The sequence below is a fragment of the Enterobacter sp. H2G27 genome, from assembly GCF_054403075.1.
This window is the reverse complement of the sequence record NZ_JBSVSI010000001.1, coordinates 3841761-3866500: the sequence shown is the minus strand read 5'-3', so window position 1 is coordinate 3866500 and position 24740 is coordinate 3841761. Positions and strand designations below refer to the sequence as shown.

Here is a 24740-nt window from a genome sequence, read left to right as displayed (position 1 = left end):
TGATAAGAATACTACCTCTATTCTAGACAAATCCCCCATCGATTGACAGCATCAGTGACCAATCGCAATGATTGCGGAGGCCGCTTATGGCAGGGGAAAGGATGACGTTGACCGAGATATGGCTACGGCTAATACACACAGGGTCTCTGTGTGGTGATGTAATGCTGGAAGCGGCTGCACGACTGCAGAAGCAGGAAGGCATCGACACGCTTGTCTTAAGAAATGCTGGACTGACAGCAAAGCAGGCTGAACGGTTCTTTGCGTTCAATGAGAGTGAGCTGGAACGTAGCCTGCTATGGCTTGAACAGCCGGGGCATCATTTATTAACGGCCAACCATCCCCTTTATCCCCCTTTGCTCCGCACGATCCCTGATTATCCCGGTGCATTATTCATAAAAGGTAACCCAGAGACGCTTAATAGCGTTCAGCTGGCGGTGGTAGGCAGTCGTGCGCCGTCATGGTACGGCGAGCGATGGGGGAAAATCCTGTGCGAACAGCTTACACAAAGTGGTTTCACGATTACCAGCGGGCTGGCCTGCGGTATTGACGGCGTTGCCCACAGCGCGGCGCTGTCAGCTAAAGGACAAAGTGTCGCGGTCCTGGGGAACGGTCTTTTTAGCATTTATCCACGCCGACATCAGGCATTGGCGATGCGGCTTATTGAATCTGACGGCGCGATAGTCTCTGAGTTTCCGCTTTCCGCGCAGCCCAGGCCGGCAAACTTTCCGCGTCGTAATCGAATTATCAGCGGGCTTAGCAAAGGCGTGCTGGTAGTTGAAGCTGCGCGGCGAAGCGGTTCGCTGGTCACGGCACGATGCGCGCTTGAACAGGGGAGAGAGGTCTTTGCCTTGCCCGGCCCGATAGGTAACCCCGGATGCGAGGGGCCCCACTGGCTGATTAAACAAGGGGCCACACCGGTAACGGAAGTAGGGGATATTCTTGAAAATTTGCAATATGGGCTGCAATGGCTGCAGGAAGATCCCGAAAAGCGACAATATTCATCAGATCAGGGAAAGGTGGCATTGCCATTTCCCAAGCTCCTGGCTAACGTAGGAGATGAGGTAACACCTGTTGACGTTGTCGCTGAACGTGCCGGCCAACCTGTGCCAGTAACGGTAGCACAGCTACTCGAACTGGAGTTAGCAGGGTGGATCGCAGCTGTACCCGGCGGCTATGTCCGATTGAGGAGGGCATGCCATGTTCGACGTACTGATGTATTTGTTTGAGACTTACATCCATAACGAAGCAGAAATGCGAGTGGATCAGGACAAATTGACACAGGATCTTACCGATGCGGGGTTTGAGCGGGAAGACATCTATAATGCGTTGATGTGGTTGGAAAAACTGGCTGATTATCAGGAAGGCCTGGCCGAACCGATGCAGCTTGCTTCTGATCCATTGTCAGTACGCATTTATACCGCAGAAGAGTGTGAAAGGCTGGACGCCAGCTGTCGGGGATTCATCTTATTCCTTGAGCAGATTCAGGTGCTGAACCTCGAAACGAGAGAAATGGTGATAGAGCGCGTCATGGCGCTGGATACAGCAGAATTCGAACTGGAAGATCTCAAATGGGTGATCCTGATGGTTCTGTTTAATATTCCGGGCTGTGAAAATGCCTATCAGCAAATGGAAGAATTACTCTTTGAAGTGAATGAAGGTATGCTGCACTAATTCAATGTGCAGCACCAAGAGTTGTTATGGCCAAATCAGCACTATTCACGGTGCATAAAAACGAGCCCTGCCCGCAGTGCGGGGCTGAACTTGTTATTCGGTCCGGGAAACACGGCCCGTTTCTCGGTTGTTCACACTATCCGGAATGTGATTATGTTCGTCCTCTGAAAAGCCAGGCGGATGGACATATCGTTAAAATTCTGGAGGGTCAGTATTGTCCCGTGTGCGGTGGTGAATTAGCCCTGCGGCAGGGGCGTTTCGGCATGTTTATTGGATGTAGCCGCTATCCAGAATGTGAGCATACGGAACAAATTGATAAGCCTGATGAAACGGCAATTGCGTGTCCTCAGTGTCAGCGCGGTCAGCTGGTACAGCGCCGTTCCCGTTATGGTAAGACCTTCCATTCGTGCGATCGCTACCCTGAATGCCAGTTCGTCATCAATTTTAAACCGGTAGCGGGAACCTGCCCTCATTGCAATTATCCGCTACTGATAGAGAAGAAAACCGCGCAAGGCATGAAACGCTTCTGCGCCAGTAAACAATGTGGAAAGCCGGTTACGGCGGATCAAAATAGTGAATAATAACCTGCCATTAGGCTCCATTGCGCATGCAGTGGACGTACTGAAAAATGAAGAAGTCATCGCCTATCCAACTGAAGCTGTTTTTGGGGTCGGTTGCGATCCTGACAGCGAGACGGCTGTGAGCCGTCTGCTTGCCCTGAAACAAAGACCCGTCGAGAAAGGACTGATTTTGATCGCTGCGAATTACGAGCAGCTTAAACCTTATATCGATGACTCTATGCTGACGCCGGCGCAGCGCGAGACTATCTTCTCCGCGTGGCCGGGACCAGTGACCTTCGTCTTCCCGGCGCAGCCGACAACCCCGCGTTGGTTAACCGGACGCTTTGATTCCCTCGCCGTTCGCGTAACTGACCATCCGCTGGTGGTTGAGCTTTGTCTGGCATTTGGTAAACCGCTAGTCTCAACAAGTGCTAACCTGACCGGATTGCCGCCTTGTAGGACAACCGAAGAAGTGCTGGCGCAGTTCGGGGATGACTTCCCTGTTGCTGTCGGTGAAACGGGAGGGCGCCTGAATCCGTCTGAAATTCGCGACGCTTTGACCGGCGAACGTTTTCGCCAGGGGTAATCTCATGGAAACCTATGCTGTTTTTGGCAATCCCATTGCACACAGCAAGTCACCGTTGATCCATCAGCAATTCGCGGAGCAGCTGGAGATTGATCATCCCTACGGTCGCATACTGGCGCCAGTGGATGCTTTTATCCCAACGCTGGAGGCCTTTTTCGCCGCGGGGGGCAAAGGCGCGAATGTGACGGTGCCTTTTAAAGAGGAAGCCTTCGAACGTGCGGATGAGCTAACCGAGCGCGCTTCACTGGCTGGTGCAGTCAATACTCTAAAACGGCTTGAGGATGGACGCTTTTTGGGTGACAACACCGACGGGATTGGTTTACTCAGCGATCTGGAAAGGCTCTCCTTTATCAAGCCCGGATTCCGGATCCTGCTGATTGGCGCGGGTGGCGCATCGCGGGGCGTTCTGTTGCCTCTGCTTTCACTGGACTGTTCGGTGACCGTTACTAACAGAACCTTTTCCCGGGCAGAAGCGCTGGCGGCGTTGTTTGCGCATATCGGCAGCGTGAGCGCGGTAGCTCTTGACGATCTTGCCGATCGTGAGTTCGATCTTGTCATTAATGCTACATCCAGCGGCATCAACGGTGAGATCCCGGCGATCCCCGCTTCGCTGGTCAGTGCGCATATGTATTTCTATGACATGTTTTATCAGAAAGGGAAGACGCCTTTCCTTTACTGGTGTGAACAACACGGTGCGAAAAAGTTAGCCGATGGACTCGGCATGCTGGTGGGGCAGGCTGCGCATGCGGTGCTTCTCTGGCACGGGGTGTTGCCTGCAGTCGAGCCGGTCATTGAAAAGTTAAAGCAGGAGCTTTCGGCGTGAATCAGGCTATTCATTTTCCGGACAGAGAGAGCTGGGATGAAAGTAAGCAAGCGGTCTGTTTCCCGGTTCTGGTGCACGGCATGCAACTGACCTGTGCCATTCATGGGGAAACGCTGTTGCGTCGTTTTGGCGGTTCAGATCCGATAGCGGTATTTTGCGAAAATCGCTGGGATCTGGAAGAGGAAGCCAGCGATTTAATCCGCGAAGAGCAGGAAGACGATCAGGGTTGGGTTTGGCTATCCTGATCCAAATAATCATTTTTCCATTTTACGTAGTTGTTCGCCGAGTATTTTAATCCTTCGATCTCTGCCTCCTTAAGGGGGCGGATCTGTTTTACCGGACTTCCCAGATAGAGATAGCCGCTCTCCAGCCGTTTGTTCTGCGGGACCAGGCTACCGGCTCCAATCATCACGTCATCTTCTACTATGACGCCATCCAGCAAAATCGACCCCATGCCAACAAGTACGCGATTTCCGATAGTGCAGCCGTGAAGCATCACTTTATGGCCGACGGTAACCTCTTCTCCAATGATGAGGGGATTGCCTTCCGGGTTATAGGAGGATTTGTGCGTGACGTGCAGGACGCTACCGTCCTGAATATTGGTACGTGCACCAATCGACACATAGTTAACATCACCCCTGATGGCGACGAGTGGCCAGATACTGACATCATCGGCCATTCGGACATCACCAATCACCACGCTACTGGCATCGATCATCACGCGATCGCCTTTTTGGGGGAACAGATCTTTATAAGGACGTAATACTGCGGGCATATCTACCTCTAACAATGAGCGCTATACATAAGACTTTGATCGTATTAATGGATCGAGGCAAGGCAAAATACGTCAATATTTAAGCAGATCGGGCGGGATTTCAGCGAAAAGCGCGGAAAATCAGCAGTCGGAAAAAAAGATCTAAAAAATACTTGTGCTAAAAAATGGGATCCCTATAATGCGCCTCCATCGACACGGCGGATGTGAATCACTTCACACAACAAGCGGTTCGGTTGAAGAGAAAAAATCCTGCAATAACGGGTTGACTCTGAAAGAGGAAAGCGTAATATACGCCACCTCGCAACGGTGAGCGAAAGCCGCGTTGCACTGCTCTTTAACAATTTATCAGACAATCTGTGTGGGCACTCAAAGTGACATGGATTCTTAACGTCGCAAGACGAAAAATGAATACCAAGTCTCTGAGTGAACATACGTAATTCATTACGAAGTTTAATTCACGAGCATCAAACTTAAATTGAAGAGTTTGATCATGGCTCAGATTGAACGCTGGCGGCAGGCCTAACACATGCAAGTCGAGCGGTAACACAGGGAGCTTGCTCCTGGGTGACGAGCGGCGGACGGGTGAGTAATGTCTGGGAAACTGCCTGATGGAGGGGGATAACTACTGGAAACGGTAGCTAATACCGCATAACGTCGCAAGACCAAAGAGGGGGACCTTCGGGCCTCTTGCCATCAGATGTGCCCAGATGGGATTAGCTAGTAGGTGGGGTAACGGCTCACCTAGGCGACGATCCCTAGCTGGTCTGAGAGGATGACCAGCCACACTGGAACTGAGACACGGTCCAGACTCCTACGGGAGGCAGCAGTGGGGAATATTGCACAATGGGCGCAAGCCTGATGCAGCCATGCCGCGTGTATGAAGAAGGCCTTCGGGTTGTAAAGTACTTTCAGCGGGGAGGAAGGCGTTGAGGTTAATAACCTCAGCGATTGACGTTACCCGCAGAAGAAGCACCGGCTAACTCCGTGCCAGCAGCCGCGGTAATACGGAGGGTGCAAGCGTTAATCGGAATTACTGGGCGTAAAGCGCACGCAGGCGGTCTGTCAAGTCGGATGTGAAATCCCCGGGCTCAACCTGGGAACTGCATTCGAAACTGGCAGGCTAGAGTCTTGTAGAGGGGGGTAGAATTCCAGGTGTAGCGGTGAAATGCGTAGAGATCTGGAGGAATACCGGTGGCGAAGGCGGCCCCCTGGACAAAGACTGACGCTCAGGTGCGAAAGCGTGGGGAGCAAACAGGATTAGATACCCTGGTAGTCCACGCCGTAAACGATGTCGACTTGGAGGTTGTGCCCTTGAGGCGTGGCTTCCGGAGCTAACGCGTTAAGTCGACCGCCTGGGGAGTACGGCCGCAAGGTTAAAACTCAAATGAATTGACGGGGGCCCGCACAAGCGGTGGAGCATGTGGTTTAATTCGATGCAACGCGAAGAACCTTACCTACTCTTGACATCCAGAGAACTTTCCAGAGATGGATTGGTGCCTTCGGGAACTCTGAGACAGGTGCTGCATGGCTGTCGTCAGCTCGTGTTGTGAAATGTTGGGTTAAGTCCCGCAACGAGCGCAACCCTTATCCTTTGTTGCCAGCGGTTAGGCCGGGAACTCAAAGGAGACTGCCAGTGATAAACTGGAGGAAGGTGGGGATGACGTCAAGTCATCATGGCCCTTACGAGTAGGGCTACACACGTGCTACAATGGCGCATACAAAGAGAAGCGACCTCGCGAGAGCAAGCGGACCTCATAAAGTGCGTCGTAGTCCGGATTGGAGTCTGCAACTCGACTCCATGAAGTCGGAATCGCTAGTAATCGTAGATCAGAATGCTACGGTGAATACGTTCCCGGGCCTTGTACACACCGCCCGTCACACCATGGGAGTGGGTTGCAAAAGAAGTAGGTAGCTTAACCTTCGGGAGGGCGCTTACCACTTTGTGATTCATGACTGGGGTGAAGTCGTAACAAGGTAACCGTAGGGGAACCTGCGGTTGGATCACCTCCTTACCTTAAAGAACCTGCCTTTGTAGTGCTCACACAGATTGTCTGATGAAAAACAGCAGTAAAAATCTCTGCAGGCTTGTAGCTCAGGTGGTTAGAGCGCACCCCTGATAAGGGTGAGGTCGGTGGTTCAAGTCCACTCAGGCCTACCAAATTTTCCCTGATACTGCGTTGCGGCAACGCTCACATACTGATGTATGCTTCGCGTTACCACGCCTTGTCTCAGGAAAAATTACCGGTACAGAGATTGCAAAACGATGGGGCTATAGCTCAGCTGGGAGAGCGCCTGCTTTGCACGCAGGAGGTCTGCGGTTCGATCCCGCATAGCTCCACCATCTTTTACTGCAAACACAAGAAAACTTCAGAGTGAACCTGAAAAGGTGCACTGCGAAGTTTTGCTCTTTAAAAATCTGGATCAAGCTGAAAATTGAAACGACACATCTTTAATGGTGTGTTCGAGTCTCTCAAATTTTCGCAATCATGAAGTGAAACATCTTCGGGTTGTGAGGTTAAGCGACTAAGCGTACACGGTGGATGCCCTGGCAGTCAGAGGCGATGAAGGACGTGCTAATCTGCGAAAAGCGCCGGCGAGGTGATATGAACCTTTGACCCGGCGATGTCCGAATGGGGAAACCCAGTGCAATTCGTTGCACTATCGTTAACTGAATACATAGGTTAACGAGGCGAACCGGGGGAACTGAAACATCTAAGTACCCCGAGGAAAAGAAATCAACCGAGATTCCCCCAGTAGCGGCGAGCGAACGGGGAGCAGCCCAGAGTCTGAATCAGCTTGTGTGTTAGTGGAAGCGTCTGGAAAGTCGCACGGTACAGGGTGACAGTCCCGTACACGAAAGCACACAGGTTGTGAACTCGAAGAGTAGGGCGGGACACGTGGTATCCTGTCTGAATATGGGGGGACCATCCTCCAAGGCTAAATACTCCTGACTGACCGATAGTGAACCAGTACCGTGAGGGAAAGGCGAAAAGAACCCCGGCGAGGGGAGTGAAAAAGAACCTGAAACCGTGTACGTACAAGCAGTGGGAGCACCTTCGTGGTGTGACTGCGTACCTTTTGTATAATGGGTCAGCGACTTATATTCTGTAGCAAGGTTAACCGTATAGGGGAGCCGAAGGGAAACCGAGTCTTAACTGGGCGTTAAGTTGCAGGGTATAGACCCGAAACCCGGTGATCTAGCCATGGGCAGGTTGAAGGTTGGGTAACACTAACTGGAGGACCGAACCGACTAATGTTGAAAAATTAGCGGATGACTTGTGGCTGGGGGTGAAAGGCCAATCAAACCGGGAGATAGCTGGTTCTCCCCGAAAGCTATTTAGGTAGCGCCTCGTGAACTCATCTTCGGGGGTAGAGCACTGTTTCGGCTAGGGGGCCATCCCGGCTTACCAACCCGATGCAAACTACGAATACCGAAGAATGTTATCACGGGAGACACACGGCGGGTGCTAACGTCCGTCGTGAAGAGGGAAACAACCCAGACCGCCAGCTAAGGTCCCAAAGTCATGGTTAAGTGGGAAACGATGTGGGAAGGCACAGACAGCCAGGATGTTGGCTTAGAAGCAGCCATCATTTAAAGAAAGCGTAATAGCTCACTGGTCGAGTCGGCCTGCGCGGAAGATGTAACGGGGCTAAACCATGCACCGAAGCTGCGGCAGCGACACTATGTGTTGTTGGGTAGGGGAGCGTTCTGTAAGCCGTTGAAGGTGTGCTGTGAGGCATGCTGGAGGTATCAGAAGTGCGAATGCTGACATAAGTAACGATAAAGCGGGTGAAAAGCCCGCTCGCCGGAAGACCAAGGGTTCCTGTCCAACGTTAATCGGGGCAGGGTGAGTCGACCCCTAAGGCGAGGCCGAAAGGCGTAGTCGATGGGAAACAGGTTAATATTCCTGTACTTGGTGTTACTGCGAAGGGGGGACGGAGAAGGCTATGTTAGCCGGGCGACGGTTGTCCCGGTTTAAGCATGTAGGCGGAGGTTCCAGGTAAATCCGGTACCTTATTAACGCTGAGGTGTGATGACGAGGCACTACGGTGCTGAAGTAACAAATGCCCTGCTTCCAGGAAAAGCCTCTAAGCATCAGGTAACACGAAATCGTACCCCAAACCGACACAGGTGGTCAGGTAGAGAATACCAAGGCGCTTGAGAGAACTCGGGTGAAGGAACTAGGCAAAATGGTGCCGTAACTTCGGGAGAAGGCACGCTGATATGTAGGTGAAGCCCCTGCGGGTGGAGCTGAAATCAGTCGAAGATACCAGCTGGCTGCAACTGTTTATTAAAAACACAGCACTGTGCAAACACGAAAGTGGACGTATACGGTGTGACGCCTGCCCGGTGCCGGAAGGTTAATTGATGGGGTTAGCGGCAACGCGAAGCTCTTGATCGAAGCCCCGGTAAACGGCGGCCGTAACTATAACGGTCCTAAGGTAGCGAAATTCCTTGTCGGGTAAGTTCCGACCTGCACGAATGGCGTAATGATGGCCAGGCTGTCTCCACCCGAGACTCAGTGAAATTGAACTCGCTGTGAAGATGCAGTGTACCCGCGGCAAGACGGAAAGACCCCGTGAACCTTTACTATAGCTTGACACTGAACACTGGTCCTTGATGTGTAGGATAGGTGGGAGGCTTTGAAGCGTGGACGCCAGTCTGCGTGGAGCCGTCCTTGAAATACCACCCTTTAATGGCTGGTGTTCTAACGTAGACCCGTGATCCGGGTTGCGGACAGTGTCTGGTGGGTAGTTTGACTGGGGCGGTCTCCTCCCAAAGAGTAACGGAGGAGCACGAAGGTTAGCTAATCCTGGTCGGACATCAGGAGGTTAGTGCAATGGCATAAGCTAGCTTGACTGCGAGAGTGACGGCTCGAGCAGGTGCGAAAGCAGGTCATAGTGATCCGGTGGTTCTGAATGGAAGGGCCATCGCTCAACGGATAAAAGGTACTCCGGGGATAACAGGCTGATACCGCCCAAGAGTTCATATCGACGGCGGTGTTTGGCACCTCGATGTCGGCTCATCACATCCTGGGGCTGAAGTAGGTCCCAAGGGTATGGCTGTTCGCCATTTAAAGTGGTACGCGAGCTGGGTTTAGAACGTCGTGAGACAGTTCGGTCCCTATCTGCCGTGGGCGCTGGAGAATTGAGGGGGGCTGCTCCTAGTACGAGAGGACCGGAGTGGACGCATCACTGGTGTTCGGGTTGTCATGCCAATGGCACTGCCCGGTAGCTAAATGCGGAAAAGATAAGTGCTGAAAGCATCTAAGCACGAAACTTGCCCCGAGATGAGTTCTCCCTGAGACTTTAAGTCTCCTGAAGGAACGTTAAAGACTATGACGTTGATAGGTCGGGTGTGTAAGCGCAGCGATGCGTTGAGCTAACCGATACTAATGAACCGTGAGGCTTAACCTTACAACGCCGAAGGTGTTTTGGCGAAGAGACAGAACAATCAAATTTCAGCCTGATACAGATTAACAGAATTTGCCTGGCGGCTTTAGCGCGGTGGTCCCACCTGACCCCATGCCGAACTCAGAAGTGAAACGCCGTAGCGCCGATGGTAGTGTGGGGTCTCCCCATGTGAGAGTAGGGAACTGCCAGGCATCAAATTTAGCGTGCTGATATGGCTCAGTTGGTAGAGCGCACCCTTGGTAAGGGTGAGGTCCCCAGTTCGACTCTGGGTATCAGCACCACTTTATACTTAGGTTAAAGTTCGGCAAGAAGTAAAAGAATTTGTCTGGCGGCTTTAGCGCGGTGGTCCCACCTGACCCCATGCCGAACTCAGAAGTGAAACGCCGTAGCGCCGATGGTAGTGTGGGGTCTCCCCATGTGAGAGTAGGGAACTGCCAGACATCAAATAAGTGAGAAGGCCATCCGAAAGGATGGCCTTTTTGCGTTATGATTCTCGTGAAAACCGTAAGCCCGGTAAGCGCAGCGCTACCGGGCAAAAACTGCTGATTAATGAATCACCTGCGACAGGAATGCTCGCGTACGCTCTGACTTCGGATGCGCAAAGAACTCATCCGGTGGCGCCTGCTCAACAATCTCCCCACGGTCCATAAAGATCACCCGATCGGCGACGGTTCGTGCAAAACCCATCTCATGCGTCACGCACAGCATGGTCATGCCGGATTGTGCCAGCCCAATCATGGTGTCCAGAACCTCTTTCACCATTTCCGGATCGAGGGCAGATGTCGGTTCATCAAACAGCATAATTTTCGGTTTCATACACAGAGAACGGGCGATAGCCACACGCTGCTGCTGGCCACCCGATATCTGGCCAGGGAACTTATTGGCATGCTCTGCGATGCGCACTCGCTCCAGGTAGTGCATTGCCAACGCCTCGGCTTCCTTTTTCGGCATCTTCCGTACCCAAATCGGTGCAAGCGTACAGTTCTGCAGAACGGTCAGGTGCGGAAACAGATTAAAGTGCTGAAAGACCATACCCACTTCCTGACGCACGCGTTCGATATTGCGGATATCTTCATTCAGCTCGATACCATCAACCACAATGCGTCCTTGCTGATGTTCTTCAAGATGATTAATACAGCGAATGGTTGTGGATTTCCCGGAGCCAGAAGGGCCGCAAAGGACGATGCGTTCTCCCTGCTTTACCTTAAGATTAATGTCCTTCAGGACATGAAACTGTCCGTACCATTTATTCACATTTTCCAGCGTAATCATCGCGTCGGCGGGTGTCATAGTTATTTGGCTCATAATTTCCTCAGTGCGGTGTACGCCCGGTGTTAAAGCGCTTTTCCAGATGCTGGCTGTAGCGCGACATGCTAAAACAAAAGATCCAGTAGATCAGGGCAGCAAAGACATATCCTTCGGTGGACATACCCAGCCAGACTGGGTCAACGGTCGCCTGTTGCACGCTGCTAAAGAGATCGAACAATCCAATGATGATCACCAGGCTGGTATCCTTGAAGAGGGCAATGATCGTGTTGACCAGACCCGGGATGACCAGCTTGAGTGCCTGGGGAAGAATGACCAGCCCCTGCGTTTTCCAGTAGCCGAGAGCCAGTGATTCCGCCGCTTCGTACTGCCCTTTAGGCAACGCCTGCAGACCACCACGTACGACTTCAGCGACATAGGCGGACTGGAAGAGAATTACCCCGACCAGGGCACGGATCAGTTTGTCGATCGTTGTGCCTTCTGCCATGAATAGCGGCAGCATGACCGACGACATAAAGAGAACGGTAATAAGCGGGACGCCGCGCCAGAACTCAATGAAGATAACGGAGAGCACGCGTACAATCGGCATTTTTGAACGCCGTCCCAGGGCCAGTAAAATCCCCCACGGTAGCGCACCGGCTATCCCCACAGAAGCGATAATCAGCGTCAGCGTCAGCCCGCCCCACTGGCGTGTTTCAACGCGTTCCAGCCCCAGGAAACCGCCATACAACAGCACCCAGACAATAATCGGATAAACCACCGCCCAGACGGCAATATAGCGTCCACGGTGAGGCAGCTTTTTCCAGAACATGACTGCGACAGATATCAGGCCGATAATCAGCGCCAGATTAATCCGCCAGCGCTGTTCGTGGGGATACAGCCCATACATGAACTGACCGAAGCGTTCATGGATAAACACCCAGCAGGCGCCGGCTTTTGTACAGTCTGCCCGAGTTGAACCGACCCAGTTGGCCTGTAAAAATGCCCAGTTCAGCAGGGGAGGAATCAATTCCCACATGAGCCACAGGCAGACAATCGTCAGCAGGCTGTTACTCCAGCTGGAGAACAGGTTCTTGCGCGCCCAGAGAATGAAACGTCCACCTGTCGAGTTGGCAGGGCGCGAGGAGTGCGACAGTATCGCTTTTGTCATCATAAATCCTTAGCGCTCGACCAGTGCTATACGACGGTTATAGAGGTTCATCAGCAATGAAATCACCAGGCTGATGATCAGATAGACAGACATCGTGATGGCGATGGTTTCAATGGCTTGTCCGGTCTGGTTAAGCACGGTTCCGGCGAAGAGTGACACCATATCCGGATAACCAATAGCGGCGGCCAGCGACGAGTTTTTAACGATGTTGAGATACTGGCTGGTCAGAGGCGGAATGATGACCCGTAAAGCCTGCGGGATGATGACCTGGCGAAGCGTCACGGTATGGGGTAATCCCAGCGAGCGTGCCGCTTCGTGCTGCCCGTAAGGTACGGCCTGGATCCCGGCACGAATAATCTCGGCAATAAACGCGGAAGTATAAATCGACAGCGCCAATGTTAGAGCTGCCAGCTCGGGAATTAACACCATTCCACCCTGGAAGTTAAAGCCTCGTAGGTGTGGAACATCCCAGTGCAACGCGGCCCCAAACAGCCAGTGTGCCACCAGCGGCAGGCTAACGAGCAGGATAACTGCCGTGGGCCAGGTTCTGCGAAGCTGACCGGTTTTGATCTGATGCTTGCGGTTAAAACGGAATGCCCCGGCAGACAGAGCAAACGCTATCACAATCGCGCCGATAAAAGCGTACAGACCTTCACCCGGCAGAGGAGAAGGGATAGACAACCCACGGTTGCTCAGGAAAAAAAGCTCAAACGCGTCGACGGCCTGACGGGGGCCGGGTAGGTTACGCAATACGGCAAAATACCAGAAGAAGATCTGCAGGAGCGGGGGGATATTGCGGAACGTTTCAATATAAACAGTCGACAGCTTCCGCAGGAGCCAGTTTTCAGAAAGACGCGCCAGACCAATAAAGAAGCCCAGAATCGACGCGAAGACGATACAAAGCGCCGATACCAACAGCGTATTCAGTAAACCGACCACGAACACGCGTCCATACGTGTCACCTTCCTGGTAATCAATAAGATGCTGAACAATGCCAAACCCCGCGCTGCGATCTAAAAACGCGAAACCGGAGGTAATGCCGCGATTATTCAGGTTGGTGATGGTGTTATGGATGAGATACACGGCGATGAGAACAACCGCAACAATAGCAATAATCTGGAATAGCCAGGCGCGGACCGCGGGATGAGAAAAGGATAGCGATCCTTTTACGGCTGAGCGGCGATGGGACATAAGAAACCTCAGTAACCATGACTCTGGAGTGGGCACTGCCGGAGCAGTGCCCGTTACAGCTATGACTTAACGTACTGGTGGTGCGTACTGAATACCGCCGTTGTTCCAGAGATTGTTCTGGCCGCGTTTGATCTTCAGCGGGCTTTCCGATCCCACGTTGCGTTCAAAGATCTCAGAGTAGTTGCCCACCTGTTTGATGATGTTGTAGGCCCACTTGTTATCCAGCTTCAGATCCTTGCCGAAATCACCTTCTGTACCCAGCAGGTGTGCCATATCCGGGTTGGATGGTTTAGCCGCTTTCTCATCCACGTTTTTCGAGTTGATGCCCATCTCTTCTGCGTTCAGCATGGCAAACAGCGTCCAGCGAACAATGGAGAACCAGTCTTCATCGCCACGACGTACCACCGGCCCGAGAGGTTCTTTGGAGATCACTTCAGGCAGAACAATCCATTCTGCAGGATTGCTCAGCTTAATGCGTAAGGCATACAGCTGTGACTGGTCAGAGGCCAGCGTGTCGCAACGGCCGGATTCCAGCGCTTTGGCCGACTCATCCGAGCGGTCGAATGTCACTGGCGTGTATTTCATGTTATTTGCTTTGAAATAATCGGCGACGTTCAGCTCGGTATCGGTGCCCGCCTGAATACAAACGGTAGCGCCATCCAGCTCTTTGGCGCTTTTCAGGCCCGCTTTATTGTGGGTCAGGAAGCCGATACCGTCATAATAGGTCACGCCCGTGAATGACATCCCCATCCCTGCGTCGCGGGAGGAAGTCCAGGTGGTATTACGGGAGAGCATGTCAACCTCACCGGACTGCAGCGCCGTAAAGCGTTCTTTCGCCGTCAGCGGGGTATATTTTACTTTGCTGTCATCACCAAAAACGGCGGCAGCAACGCCACGGCAGACGTCCACATCGATACCGGTAAATTTGCCGTTCGCATCGGCATAAGAGAAGCCAGGCAAACCGTCACTGATACCGCATTGAACAAAACCTTTCTTTTTAACGGCATCCAGTGTCGTTCCCGCATGGGCTTGACCGGCTACGGCAAACATCATGCCTGCAGCGGCCAGGCTGGCTATCATCGTCTTTTTCATAATGCATCCTGTGTGGCGAAATTTATCGTTATAGAGGCGTTTTTAAACGCTTTACCTGTCTGTGGCGTTGGCCAACGTTTATAAAGCAAACGTAATGCCAGTTTTGCGTTCGACAAAATAAGAGATGAGTGAACGCTTAATGCTGAGTGTAGACAGGCTTAAATAAAACGAGCGCCCTGAAACGGTGCGAAATTACAACCTGTGCCACAAATTGGAGCAAAAGTTTTGAGTCGCGTCAGGAAAAAGACAAGATAGTTTCCAGCGTGAATATTGGCAGGGTAGTCAATAATATTAATGTGTGAAAATCATCACAATAGAACCCGTAATTTAAATGAGTATACGAAAAAGATGTGACTGGTTTCAGGATGAAATGAACAGCGCGAATAAATACGGGGCTATTTTTTTACTTATTTGAAAATAGTGCACTGATTAAAAGCAAAAGCGCGGCCAGAGCCGCGCTTTCTTAACAGCTGTTACTTCGTCAGGGCAACAATACCCAGCGTCAAACCTGCCACTGCGGCAGCACCGCCGGCGATAGCACCCGCAGTTTCCCAGTTATCCTGGGTGGTGCCTTTCATGCAGGTATTGGTATGAACCAGTCGGCCCTGGTCGTCGTAAACCGGTACACATGGAGAGTCGTGCGCGCAACCAGCAAGCAGCGCAGCGAGTAGTGCAACGGAAATGAATCTTTTCATGATGTTACCTCAGTATTATTTCTCGTCCGCTATAAAGCCAGGAGGGCAATTAACGAACCGGAGGTTATTTTACCACCGGGGTAAGTCCACGTTACACGAGGAATAATCTCAAATTATGTAGTTTGTAAAAATCGTGGAGAAAAGTCGCTTTCAGGACGAATTAATGGAGACATTATGAAGGGGTAATAGAGTGTTTTTACTTAATGCAAATCATCGTATTTTTAACATGACTTTTGCTTAATGCCTAATTGATTGTTTATCTTAAAAATAAAAAAGGCACCCGAGGTGCCTTTTTAGTGAAATGTTAATCTTTATGACGGGTAAAGCGTCGACGGACAACCACAAAGAAGACGGGCACGAAGAAAATCGCCAGAAGCGTTGCGGAAAGCATTCCCCCCATCACGCCCGTACCGACGGCGTTTTGCGCGCCGCTCCCGGCCCCGGAGCTGATCACCAGCGGCATGACGCCAAGGATAAAAGCCAGGGAAGTCATCAGGATCGGTCGAAGGCGCATCCTTGACGCCTCCAGTGTGGCTTCAATGATGCCTTTGCCTTCTTTCTCCATCAGGTCCTTAGCAAATTCGACGATCAGGATGGCGTTTTTCGCCGATAAACCAATCGTCGTCAGCAGGCCGACCTGGAAATAGACGTCATTGTTTAATCCACGCAGCGACGCTGCGAGAAGCGCCCCAATGACCCCCAGCGGCACAACCAGCATAACGGAGAACGGAATGGACCAGCTTTCATACAGCGCTGCCAGACACAGGAACACCACGATCAGTGAAATGGCGTACAGGGCAGGTGCCTGGTTACCCGAAAGCCGCTCCTGATAAGACATCCCCGTCCAGTCATATCCGATACCGGAAGGCAGTTTTGCCGCGAGGCTTTCCATCATAGCCATAGCCTCACCGGTACTTTTACCCGGGGCTGACTCACCGAGGATCTCCATAGAGGGCATCCCGTTATAGCGCTCCAGTCGGGGTGAACCATAGACCCAGCGAGCGTTGCTAAAGGCTGAGAAAGGGACCATTTCTCCATTCGCGCTGCGCACGTAAAGGTTGTTAATATCTCCTGGCAACATACGGAATTTTGCGTCGGCCTGTACGTAGACTTTTTTCACGCGCCCATGATCGATAAAGTCGTTCACATAGGTGCCACCTAAGGCCGTTGAAATCGTCTGGTTGACGTCAGAAAGACTGACGCCCAGCGCCTGTGCTTTCTCCTGGTCGACATCCAGCTTGAACTGGGGCGTATCTTCAAGACCGTTAGGACGCACGCTAACCAGCAGATCAGAGTGCTCTTTCACCATGTTAAGCAGTTGGTTACGCGCCTGAGTCAGCTGGGTATGCCCCAGGTTAGCCTGATCGATCAATTCAAAATCGAAGCCCGTAGCGGTACCCAGTTCGATAATTGCAGGCAGGTTAAACGGGAACACGAGGCCATCTTTAATCTGACTGAAGGCTTTAGTCGCGCGACCGACAATCGCCTCAACGCCGTTTTTCTGTCCCGGGCGTTCCTCCCAGGGCTTCAGGCTGACGAAGGCAATGCCGGCGTTCTGACCCTGGCCGCTAAAGCTAAAGCCATTTACGGTAAAGACGGATTGGACGTTCGCCTTCTCTTTGTTCAGGTAATAGTCCTGTACCTGGTCGAGCACCTGTTGAGTACGCGTCTGAGTTGCACCTGCCGGGAGTTGAACCATCGTCATGAACACCCCCTGATCCTCTTCGGGCAGAAAGGAGGTAGGTAAGCGCAGGAAGAGCACCGCCATCCCACCGACGATGATGACGTACACCACCAGATAGCGCCCTGTCTTGCGCAAAATACCGCTCACGCTGTTGCTGTAGTGCTCCACGCTTTTATCAAAGAGCGCATTAAACCAGCTGAAAAAGCCACCTTTTTTCTGACGATGGTCGTCGGATACGGGCTTAAGCAACGTTGCGCAGAGTGCGGGCGTCAGGATTAGCGCAACCAGTACCGACAGCGCCATAGCGGACACGATAGTCAGTGAGAACTGGCGATATATTGCTCCAGTCGAGCCGCCAAAAAAGGCCATTGGAATAAAGACCGCCGAGAGCACCATGGCGATCCCTACCAGCGCACCCTGGATCTGCTCCATCGACTTCTGCGTGGCCTCTTTGGGCGGCAGGTTATCCTCGACCATGACGCGTTCAACGTTCTCAACGACCACGATAGCGTCATCGACCAGCAGACCTATCGCCAGCACCATGCCGAACATCGTCAGGGTATTGATGGAGAAACCAAATGCCGCCAGAACCGCGAAGGTACCCAGCAGAACGACCGGCACCGCGATAGTCGGGATGAGCGTTGCCCGCAGGTTTTGCAGGAAGAGGTACATGACCAGGAAGACGAGAATGATTGCTTCAAACAGGGTCTTCACCACTTCGTGGATAGAGATTTTTACAAAAGGCGTGGTGTCATAGGGATAGACAACTTTCAGACCCTGTGGGAAGAACTGCTGCAGTTGCGTCAGCTTGCTCTTAATGGCAGCCGCAGTGTCCAGCGCATTTGCTCCGGTTGCCAGCTTGATCCCGAGACCGGTTGCCGCCTGCCCGTTGATTTTAGTGACCATGTTGTAGTTTTCGCCACCGAGCTCAATGCGAGCCACATCCTTAAGATGAACCATCGAGCCGTCCTGATTCACCTTGAGCGTCACGCGGCCAAATTCCCCCGGTGATTTCAGGCGAGTTTGCGCGATGATCGAGGCATTCAGCTGCTGACCGGGAATGGACGGCGTTCCGCCCAGCTGGCCTGCCGCTATCTGGTCGTTCTGCGTTTTCAGCTGGCTGATAATATCCAGCGGCGTCAGCTGGTATTTGTTCATCGCGTTGCTGTCGAGCCAGATGCGCATCGCATACTGAGCACCAAACAGCTGCACGTCGCCAACGCCAGACGTTCGGCTGATGGCATCTTTGACGTTTGAGGCGACGTAATCAGAGATGTCGTTCTGCGTGAGATTTTTGTTGTCAGAAACAAAACCGGCGACCAGCAGGAAGCTGCTGCTGGATTTCTCCACGCCGATCCCTTGCTGCTGCACCTCTTGCGGCAGCAGCGGCATGGCGAGCTGCAGCTTGTTTTGCACTTGTACCTGAGCGATATCCGGATCGGTTCCTGACTCGAAGGTCAGAGTGATGGTGACGTTGCCCGCTGAATCGCTGGTGGATGACATATACATCAGGTTATCGATACCGTTCATGTTCTGTTCTATAACCTGAGTCACGGTATCCTGTACCGTTTGAGCGTCAGCTCCAGGGTAGGTCGCGGATATCGCCACGGCGGGAGGTGCAATGGTTGGGTACTGTGCGACGGGGAGTTTGAGAATGGCCAGCCCGCCAGCAATCATCAAAATGATAGCAAGTACCCAGGCGAAAACCGGTCTCTGAATAAAGAAATTAGCCATGTCGTCGTCCCTTAACCGGCTGGAGTCGTTGTGGTATCCGGCGTGGCGACGACGGTTACCCCCGGTCTGATTTTCTGTAGCCCGCTGACGATCACGCGGTCACCGTTTTTCAGCCCTTCGGTTACCAGCCAGCGGTCCCCAATCGCCTGAGGCGCAACGACGGTACGCGACTCAACCTGGTTTTTATCGTTCACCACCATCACGGTGGCTTCGCCTCGCGGCGTGCGGGTCACGCCTTGCTGGGGAACCAGAATCGCATCCGGCTGCGTACCTTCATCAATGCGGGCGCGAACGAACATGCCGGGTAACAGCAGATGTTGAGGATTCGGGAAAATGGCGCGCAGGGTAATCGAGCCGGTACTTTCGTCCACCGTGACGTCAGAGAACTGCAATGTGCCTTTCAGCGGATAGGGCTGTCCGTTCTCCATCAGTAGCTCAACGCTGCTGGCGTTACCGCCTTTTTGCAGGCTCGTTTGTTTAAGGCGCATAAAATCATTGCTGGACTGGGTGACATCGACATAAATAGGATCGAGCTGCTGGACCGTTGCCAGTGCAGCGGTTTGTCCGTTCGTCACCAGCGCCCCTTCCGTCACGCTGGATTTGCCGATGCGACCATCGACGGGAGACGTCACCTTGGTATAAGCAAGATTGATTCGTGCACTTTCAACGCCCGCTTTGGCGGCGACGACGCTGGCATCTGCCTGCTGGGCCGTGGCGACGGCCTGGTCATACTCTTGCTTGCTGACATACTGTGTGCCGACCAGCGGGAGATAACGTTTCACCGTCAGGTGCGCAATATTGGCCGCCGCCTGGGCCTTCGCCAGCTCGCCTTTCGCGTTATCGTATGCCGCCTGATAGGTTGCAGGATCAATCTGATAAAGCGAATCCCCGGCTTTTACATCGCTACCTTCCGTGAAGTTGCGGCGCAGGATGATACCGCTAACCTGCGGACGAACCTCTGCAACGCGGAACGCATCTGTTCTTCCCGGGAGTTCAGTGGTGACAGCCAGAGGCGCGCTTTGCACAATATGCACGCTGACCTGAGGTGCCTGCAGGTGTTGTTGATTTTCCTGACCATCGCATCCAGTGAGCAGTACCGCGCAGACAATGAAACCGGATAAGGGCAAGCGTCTGAAATGATTCGTCATTACTGTTCCTTTAAATACCCATAAACCGATATATGCCGCGAATCGGTAGCGGGGCAGAGGGATAAAAAATAAAATGTAGCTGCGTATAATAATGAGGGTATTTAATCTTTTTTAATTTATAAGTGCGAATGACCATGCTTACAGAAAAAATCAGAATCAGACCATGTCCATTCAGGGGTATACTTCATGTATATTAATCAGGTAAGTGAGTTTAATACTTCTTGTTATTCATGCCGCCAATTTAATTGATTTAATGTATTTGTATTAATTATAAATTAATAGAGGTGACTTTTTTTGTGCAAAATTAAAACGGATTTTAGTGAATACTTACATTTGCATGAACGCAATATTACCTTTAAACCTTCTGAGTCACGAGTAGTTGCCTATGGCGCGTAAAAAGAAAGAAGAAGCTCAACAAACCCGGCAGAAACTGATTGAGGCGGCTATCGGACAGTTTGCGACGCGTGGCGTAGCCAGCACGACGCTGACGGATATCGCTGATGCTGCTAAGGTGACGCGCGGCGCTATCTACTGGCACTTCACCAGTAAATCTGAAATATTTAATGCCATCTGGGAACAGCAATTACCCCTTCGCGACATTATCCGCGACAGGCTTCCCCTTTCCGATAGTGACGATCCCTTGTTAAAACTTCGTGAGCAGTTTATTACTGCGCTGCAGTATATTGCCCATGAACCCCGGCAATGTGCGCTTTTACAAATTCTGTATCATAAGTGTGAATTTAGCGGTGATATGATTTCAGAGCATGAAATCAGAAAACGTATTGGATTTAATGATGATACGCTCCGTGCCACGCTGGAGACCTGTATTTCGCGGAATATCATTTCGCCAAAGGTGAATGTTGATCTCACCTTGATTGTATTCCACGGGTTTTTTAGCGGAATAATTAAAAACTGGCTAATGAGTACCGACAGTTTTAATCTTTATCAGCAGGCCCCCGCCCTAGTTGATAGCATTCTGGCGACACTTCCTGTCATTCGCGTGTCGCCTGATGATGCTTACTACTCAGCGGCAGGTAACATTTCCCCTCGGGCACAAAGTGCTTCGATGGTTTCCGCGCTGACGGGTTTACCTAACAGATAACCCTGAAGGGTGTTACAGCCTAGCTCGGTCAAAAAGGCCTGCTGCGCTTCGGTTTCTACACCTTCAGCCACGACTTTCAGGTTAAGTGTTTTTGCAAGGGCTACAATCGCTGAGACAATAGTCGCATCCTCACTCTCCCCGCTAAGCTCTTGTACAAACGCCCTGTCGATTTTTAGTTCGCAGGCCGGTAAGCGTTTGAGGTACAGCAGGCTTGAATATCCGGTGCCAAAATCATCAATGGAGGCTTTCACCCCCGCATCCGTCAGCTCTGTCAGCACTCGTACGCTCTCATCCGGGTTGCTCATCGCCGTGGTTTCCGTCACTTCGAGGATCAACAATTCCGGTGGCACCTGGTGAAGTGCCAGGCAGTCGAGAACCGTTTTAACCAGCGAAGGTTGTTCAAACTGCAGTGTCGACAGGTTTACCGCCATTGACCAGCTTTGATGCCCCTGCAGATGCCATTCCCGCAGCTGGCGACAGGCTTCATTAATCACCCAGTTGCCTATGGGGATGATCAGCCCCGTTTTTTCCGCCAGCGGCAGGAAAAGGTCAGGGGTCAGTAACCCCTGCTTAGGATGCTGCCAGCGTAATAACGCCTCGAATCCGAGGACAGGACCCGCGGGGGCGTTGAATTTTGGCTGATAAAGCAGGCGCAGCTCATTGCGCTCGATTGCCATCCACAAATCGTTCATTAACTGGAGATGGGTCTGCGCCAGGGTGTTCATGGAGGGCTGGAAAAAATGGTAACCGTTACGGCCCATATGCTTCGTGTGATACATCGCCGCGTCGGCGTTAAACATCAGCTCACGCTCGGTTTTGCCGTCGTGAGGGTACAGCGCAATACCAATGCTGAGGGTAACCACCAGTTCATAGGGACTGAGATTGAATGGACTATCGATCGCGCGTACCAGCGAATTCGCCAGCGACGCCGCGTCGTCCGGACCTTCTCCCTCTGCCAGCAGAACAAACTCATCACCGCCAATACGTGCAAGGGTGAACTGGCCTTTCAGGAGAAGCAGCAGACGCTGTGTAACGGCGACCAGCAGCCTGTCACCGACATCATGGCCGTAGGCATCATTGATGGCTTTAAAGCCGTCAAGATCCATGAACATCAGGGCAAAATGGGTTCTTTCACGATCGGCTTTGCTGATGGCCTGATCGAGTCTGTCTTCCAGCAGGATACGGTTGGGCAGACGCGTGAGGGTATCGTGTAGAGCCAGTTGAGCGAGTTCCCGGTTAGCTTCTGCAAGCGACGAGGCCAAAAGGGCGGTACGAGCCTGAAGGCGGGCATCCAGCATCGAGACCAGCAGGGTGATCCCAAGAATAGAGAGCGCGACGACGCTGACCAGCACCGCCAGCCAGCTCCCGTTGATACCATCATGGTGAACCATTGTGGACATCGGAAACTGCGCCGCTTTCATCCCGGCATAGTGCATACCGGCAATGGCAATTCCCATCGTGATGGCGGCACCCATGCGCATCAGCACGACCTGCGCGGCTTCGTGGCGCAGGCGGAAGGTCAGCCATAACGCCGCGAGTGAAGCGGCAAGCGCAATCGCGACCGAAATGGCCACCCAGACCTTGTCCCAGATAATCCCGGGCATCACTTCCAGCGCCGCCATACCGGTGTAATGCATTGCAACTATACCGCTTCCCATCACCAACGCTCCGGGCAGCAGTCGGCGCAGGCGTAATTGCTCGCAGCTAACGAGCCATAGCGCAAATAGCGACGACCCCACGGCGATGATCATAGATAACACCGTCAGGGTGGCGTTGTAGCTCATGCTCATGGAGAGGTCCATCGCCAGCATGCCGATAAAATGCATGGCCCACACGCCAATACCCATAGCAATACCGCCGCCAGCCAGCCAGACGCGGGCAGCGACGCCCTCGCTTCCGGCAACGCGTGCAGCCATATTCAGTGCGGTATACGCAGCAAGGATGGCAACAACAAAGGAGAGGACGACAAGGATATGGTTGTATTGGCTGACCAGCATGGACGGTTCTACTCGAGTGTGGGGTTACGCTAGAGCGGTTGAGAAGGGCGAGACATTATCACCGTCAGGTAATGGCTCAAAGGGATTTAAATCCCCGTTTTTAGTGGGTAATAACAGGTGATTTGCGCAATCGGGCGCTTAGTCGAGCTCTGAGCAGTTCACGAGTTTAAGGGGATTCACGGAGTTCATATTGCGACACTTATCGGTTTCGGTGCTCATCAGTTCAATCCACTGCATCAGGAGTGCATCGAAAATGAGAACGGAGATTGCAAAGACAACCAGCCACCAGTATTTACGAATCATTGTGTCATTCCGCGAGAAGATCGCCAGTAAGGTGGGAGAAATATACACCAAAATCTGCGGTTTTAAAGCGGGATAAGTTAAGGTTTACAAAGCGTTGACGGACTGAAGCTGGGGAATAAAAAAGGCGCTTCCCCATGCCGAAGAGCGCCTTTTTAAACAAGCATTCAACTGATTAGTATCAGTTCATGCCGTATTTTTTCAGTTTCTTACGCAGAGTACCACGGTTGATACCCATCATCAGCGCAGCGCGGGTTTGGTTACCGCGGGTGTATTGCATCACCATGTCCAACAGTGGCTGTTCAACTTCAGCCAGTACCAGCTCATACAGGTCATTAACATCCTGACCATTCAGTTGAGCAAAATAGTTCTTCAGTGCCTGTTTAACCGAGTCACGCAGGGGTTTTTGAGTTACCTGGTCCTGAGAGTTAACGGTAGAAACGGTCAGTACGTCAGAATTTACGCGTTGTTCGAACATAGTTCTGTCAGCTCTTTATTTCATTACGCAAGATTTTCGAAGTATGCCTCCAACGCCTCCAGCTGTACGCTGGCATCCTCTATGGCGTTGAATGTGCGCCGAAACTGGTCATCTGGAGCGTGCTCCTGGAGATACCAGGAGACGTGTTTACGCGCAATTCGGTACCCTTTTGCCTGACCGTAGTGGTCATGCAGTTCCCGAACATGCGAACAAAGCAAGCGCTTAACCTCTGCCAGAGGCAGCGGGGCAAGCAGCTCCCCAGTGTCCAGATAATGCTGGATTTCCCGGAAGATCCAGGGTCTTCCCTGAGCTGCACGTCCTATCATCAGAGCATCAGCTCCCGTATAGTCGAGTACAGCCCTGGCTTTAAGCGGGTCAGTTATGTCGCCATTCGCGATAATCGGAATGGAAACTTTCTGCTTAACTGCCCGAATGCTGTCGTATTCAGCTTCGCCGTTGAACAAACAGGCGCGAGTGCGTCCATGAATGGTCAGGGCCTGAATGCCACAGTCTTCGGCCAGTTGGGCAATCTCTACACAGTTACGGTGTTCCGGCGACCAACCCGTGCGAATCTTCAACGTAACAGGAACGTCCACCGCGCTGACAACCGCCGTCAGGATAGCTTTCACCTGGTCGGGGTATTGCAGAAGGGCTGAACCTGCAAGCTTGCGATTCACCTTTTTGGCCGGGCACCCCATATTGATATCAATAATTTGGGCACCACTTTCCACGTTAATTCGCGCGGCATCTGCCATCTCTTCAGGCACGCTTCCGGCAATTTGCACGGTGCGAATACCTGGTTCATCAACGTGCACCATCCGAAGGCGGGATTTATCGCTTTCCCAAACCTGCGGGTTAGACGACATCATCTCGGATACGGTTAAACCGGCTCCCATCTCATAGCACAGCGTCCTGAACGGCCGGTCTGTAATACCTGCCATTGGGGCTGCGATCAGGCGATTTCTAAGCTGGTGGTGTCCGATGCGCATGAGTTAAGAAATGACCATACTGTGACTGCAAGGCGGCGTATATTACGCATTTTTTGCACGAGATGAAAGGCCAAACTTTGAACA

19 protein-coding genes, 3 tRNA genes and 4 rRNA genes are annotated in these 24740 nt (G+C 52.3%); 14 read left to right on the top strand and 12 right to left on the bottom strand.

The features are described 5' to 3' along the window. The first annotated feature begins 101 nt into the window (after positions 1-101). Genes dprA through ACW9E7_RS18355 form a run of 6 tightly spaced genes read left to right on the top strand, consistent with a single transcriptional unit; the run spans position 102 to position 3885 of the window. Positions 102-1226: a DNA-protecting protein DprA gene (dprA, locus tag ACW9E7_RS18380; protein WP_133295234.1), complete on the top strand. Its 1125-nt coding sequence runs from the start codon at positions 102-104 to the stop codon at positions 1224-1226. Then, positions 1198-1671, top strand: coding sequence for a DUF494 family protein Smg (gene smg, locus ACW9E7_RS18375; protein WP_008503477.1), 474 nt, complete (start codon positions 1198-1200; stop codon positions 1669-1671). Before dprA ends, smg begins: the two co-directional genes overlap by 29 nt. A gap of 26 nt (positions 1672-1697) precedes the next feature. Further along, complete coding sequence (locus ACW9E7_RS18370; protein ID WP_047652855.1) at positions 1698-2252, top strand: DNA topoisomerase family protein; 555 nt, start codon at positions 1698-1700, stop codon at positions 2250-2252. Then, a complete protein-coding gene (gene tsaC / locus ACW9E7_RS18365) occupies positions 2245-2817 on the top strand; it encodes an L-threonylcarbamoyladenylate synthase type 1 TsaC (RefSeq protein WP_115874277.1) in 573 nt (190 codons plus the stop codon). Before ACW9E7_RS18370 ends, tsaC begins: the two co-directional genes overlap by 8 nt. A 4-nt stretch (positions 2818-2821) precedes the next feature. Further along, the gene (aroE, locus tag ACW9E7_RS18360; RefSeq protein ID WP_133295233.1) at positions 2822-3640 is read left to right on the top strand and encodes a shikimate dehydrogenase; all 819 of its coding nucleotides are present in this window, start codon (positions 2822-2824) and stop codon (positions 3638-3640) included. After that, positions 3637-3885, top strand: coding sequence for a DUF1488 family protein (locus tag ACW9E7_RS18355; protein WP_111966068.1), 249 nt, complete (start codon positions 3637-3639; stop codon positions 3883-3885). The genes aroE and ACW9E7_RS18355 overlap by 4 nt, the downstream gene beginning before the upstream one ends. Here ACW9E7_RS18355 and ACW9E7_RS18350 read toward each other — a convergent pair. Next, positions 3861-4415, bottom strand: a complete 555-nt coding sequence (locus ACW9E7_RS18350) for a gamma carbonic anhydrase family protein (protein ID WP_111966069.1) — start codon at positions 4413-4415, stop codon at positions 3861-3863. The two genes, ACW9E7_RS18355 and ACW9E7_RS18350, sit on opposite strands and share 25 nt — an antisense overlap. A 472-nt stretch (positions 4416-4887) precedes the next feature. Here ACW9E7_RS18350 and ACW9E7_RS18345 point away from each other — a divergent pair. From ACW9E7_RS18345 to rrf (ACW9E7_RS18315), 7 genes are all read left to right on the top strand, one after another. After that, positions 4888-6427, top strand: a 16S ribosomal RNA gene (locus ACW9E7_RS18345). Between the two features lie 69 nt (positions 6428-6496). Next, positions 6497-6573: transfer RNA gene (locus ACW9E7_RS18340), tRNA-Ile, on the top strand. A 107-nt stretch (positions 6574-6680) separates the two neighbouring features. Continuing rightward, positions 6681-6756: transfer RNA gene (locus ACW9E7_RS18335), tRNA-Ala, on the top strand. 172 nt (positions 6757-6928) lie between these two features. Beyond that, positions 6929-9833, top strand: a 23S ribosomal RNA gene (locus tag ACW9E7_RS18330). Between the two features lie 72 nt (positions 9834-9905). Continuing rightward, a 5S ribosomal RNA gene (gene rrf, locus ACW9E7_RS18325) occupies positions 9906-10021 on the top strand. 14 nt (positions 10022-10035) lie between these two features. Further along, positions 10036-10111, top strand: a tRNA-Thr gene (locus ACW9E7_RS18320). A gap of 43 nt (positions 10112-10154) precedes the next feature. After that, positions 10155-10270, top strand: a 5S ribosomal RNA gene (gene rrf / locus ACW9E7_RS18315). Together the 16S, 23S and 5S rRNA genes with 3 tRNA genes alongside form the textbook arrangement of a ribosomal RNA operon. A gap of 106 nt (positions 10271-10376) precedes the next feature. Here the strand turns inward: rrf (ACW9E7_RS18315) and ACW9E7_RS18310 are convergent. From ACW9E7_RS18310 to ACW9E7_RS18280, 7 genes are all read right to left on the bottom strand, one after another. Then, positions 10377-11135: an amino acid ABC transporter ATP-binding protein gene (locus ACW9E7_RS18310; protein WP_014171880.1), complete on the bottom strand. Its 759-nt coding sequence runs from the start codon at positions 11133-11135 to the stop codon at positions 10377-10379. A gap of 7 nt (positions 11136-11142) precedes the next feature. Then, positions 11143-12246: an amino acid ABC transporter permease gene (locus tag ACW9E7_RS18305; RefSeq protein ID WP_133295475.1), complete on the bottom strand. Its 1104-nt coding sequence runs from the start codon at positions 12244-12246 to the stop codon at positions 11143-11145. 9 nt (positions 12247-12255) lie between these two features. Continuing rightward, on the bottom strand, positions 12256-13437 hold the full coding sequence (locus tag ACW9E7_RS18300) for an amino acid ABC transporter permease (protein WP_133295232.1): 1182 nt from the start codon (positions 13435-13437) through the stop codon (positions 12256-12258). Between the two features lie 66 nt (positions 13438-13503). Beyond that, complete coding sequence (locus ACW9E7_RS18295) at positions 13504-14529, bottom strand: amino acid ABC transporter substrate-binding protein (protein WP_047071242.1); 1026 nt, start codon at positions 14527-14529, stop codon at positions 13504-13506. Between the two features lie 473 nt (positions 14530-15002). Continuing rightward, positions 15003-15224, bottom strand: coding sequence for a lipoprotein (locus ACW9E7_RS18290; protein WP_008502867.1), 222 nt, complete (start codon positions 15222-15224; stop codon positions 15003-15005). A gap of 304 nt (positions 15225-15528) precedes the next feature. Beyond that, on the bottom strand, positions 15529-18642 hold the full coding sequence (locus tag ACW9E7_RS18285; protein ID WP_252093507.1) for an efflux RND transporter permease subunit: 3114 nt from the start codon (positions 18640-18642) through the stop codon (positions 15529-15531). Between the two features lie 11 nt (positions 18643-18653). Next, positions 18654-19790, bottom strand: a complete 1137-nt coding sequence (locus tag ACW9E7_RS18280) for an efflux RND transporter periplasmic adaptor subunit (protein WP_136195020.1) — start codon at positions 19788-19790, stop codon at positions 18654-18656. A gap of 385 nt (positions 19791-20175) precedes the next feature. Here ACW9E7_RS18280 and envR point away from each other — a divergent pair, with 385 nt between their 5' ends. After that, on the top strand, positions 20176-20892 hold the full coding sequence (gene envR, locus ACW9E7_RS18275) for an acrEF/envCD operon transcriptional regulator (RefSeq protein ID WP_133295229.1): 717 nt from the start codon (positions 20176-20178) through the stop codon (positions 20890-20892). On the opposite strand, the gene ACW9E7_RS18270 is transcribed toward envR, so the two are convergent. The 4 genes from ACW9E7_RS18270 to dusB form a co-directional block, all read right to left on the bottom strand. After that, entirely contained in the window at positions 20811-22889 is a 2079-nt protein-coding gene (locus tag ACW9E7_RS18270) for a putative bifunctional diguanylate cyclase/phosphodiesterase (protein ID WP_458728187.1), read from the bottom strand. The genes envR and ACW9E7_RS18270 overlap by 82 nt on opposite strands. A 138-nt stretch (positions 22890-23027) precedes the next feature. After that, complete coding sequence (locus tag ACW9E7_RS18265) at positions 23028-23192, bottom strand: DUF2556 family protein (protein ID WP_008502862.1); 165 nt, start codon at positions 23190-23192, stop codon at positions 23028-23030. A gap of 178 nt (positions 23193-23370) precedes the next feature. After that, positions 23371-23667, bottom strand: a complete 297-nt coding sequence (gene fis / locus ACW9E7_RS18260) for a DNA-binding transcriptional regulator Fis (protein ID WP_000462905.1) — start codon at positions 23665-23667, stop codon at positions 23371-23373. Between the two features lie 23 nt (positions 23668-23690). Then, positions 23691-24656 (bottom strand): tRNA dihydrouridine synthase DusB, encoded by a 966-nt coding sequence (dusB, locus tag ACW9E7_RS18255; protein ID WP_023309409.1) that lies wholly within the window; start codon positions 24654-24656, stop codon positions 23691-23693. Positions 24657-24740 lie beyond the last annotated feature (84 nt).

Excerpts from the sequence above, each read along its gene's own strand:
- dprA (WP_133295234.1), top strand. The coding sequence starts at position 102 with ATGACGTTGACCGAGATATGGCTACGGCTAATACACACAGGGTCTCTG.
- smg (WP_008503477.1), top strand. The coding sequence starts at position 1,198 with ATGTTCGACGTACTGATGTATTTGTTTGAGACTTACATCCATAACGAA.
- ACW9E7_RS18370 (WP_047652855.1), top strand. The coding sequence starts at position 1,698 with ATGGCCAAATCAGCACTATTCACGGTGCATAAAAACGAGCCCTGCCCG.
- aroE (WP_133295233.1), top strand. The coding sequence starts at position 2,822 with ATGGAAACCTATGCTGTTTTTGGCAATCCCATTGCACACAGCAAGTCA.
- ACW9E7_RS18350 (WP_111966069.1), bottom strand. The coding sequence starts at position 4,415 with ATGCCCGCAGTATTACGTCCTTATAAAGATCTGTTCCCCCAAAAAGGC.
- ACW9E7_RS18310 (WP_014171880.1), bottom strand. The coding sequence starts at position 11,135 with ATGAGCCAAATAACTATGACACCCGCCGACGCGATGATTACGCTGGAA.
- ACW9E7_RS18305 (WP_133295475.1), bottom strand. The coding sequence starts at position 12,246 with ATGACAAAAGCGATACTGTCGCACTCCTCGCGCCCTGCCAACTCGACA.
- ACW9E7_RS18300 (WP_133295232.1), bottom strand. The coding sequence starts at position 13,437 with ATGTCCCATCGCCGCTCAGCCGTAAAAGGATCGCTATCCTTTTCTCAT.
- ACW9E7_RS18295 (WP_047071242.1), bottom strand. The coding sequence starts at position 14,529 with ATGAAAAAGACGATGATAGCCAGCCTGGCCGCTGCAGGCATGATGTTT.
- ACW9E7_RS18290 (WP_008502867.1), bottom strand. The coding sequence starts at position 15,224 with ATGAAAAGATTCATTTCCGTTGCACTACTCGCTGCGCTGCTTGCTGGT.
- ACW9E7_RS18285 (WP_252093507.1), bottom strand. The coding sequence starts at position 18,642 with ATGGCTAATTTCTTTATTCAGAGACCGGTTTTCGCCTGGGTACTTGCT.
- ACW9E7_RS18280 (WP_136195020.1), bottom strand. The coding sequence starts at position 19,790 with ATGACGAATCATTTCAGACGCTTGCCCTTATCCGGTTTCATTGTCTGC.
- envR (WP_133295229.1), top strand. The coding sequence starts at position 20,176 with ATGGCGCGTAAAAAGAAAGAAGAAGCTCAACAAACCCGGCAGAAACTG.
- ACW9E7_RS18270 (WP_458728187.1), bottom strand. The coding sequence starts at position 22,889 with ATGCTGGTCAGCCAATACAACCATATCCTTGTCGTCCTCTCCTTTGTT.
- ACW9E7_RS18265 (WP_008502862.1), bottom strand. The coding sequence starts at position 23,192 with ATGATTCGTAAATACTGGTGGCTGGTTGTCTTTGCAATCTCCGTTCTC.
- fis (WP_000462905.1), bottom strand. The coding sequence starts at position 23,667 with ATGTTCGAACAACGCGTAAATTCTGACGTACTGACCGTTTCTACCGTT.
- dusB (WP_023309409.1), bottom strand. The coding sequence starts at position 24,656 with ATGCGCATCGGACACCACCAGCTTAGAAATCGCCTGATCGCAGCCCCA.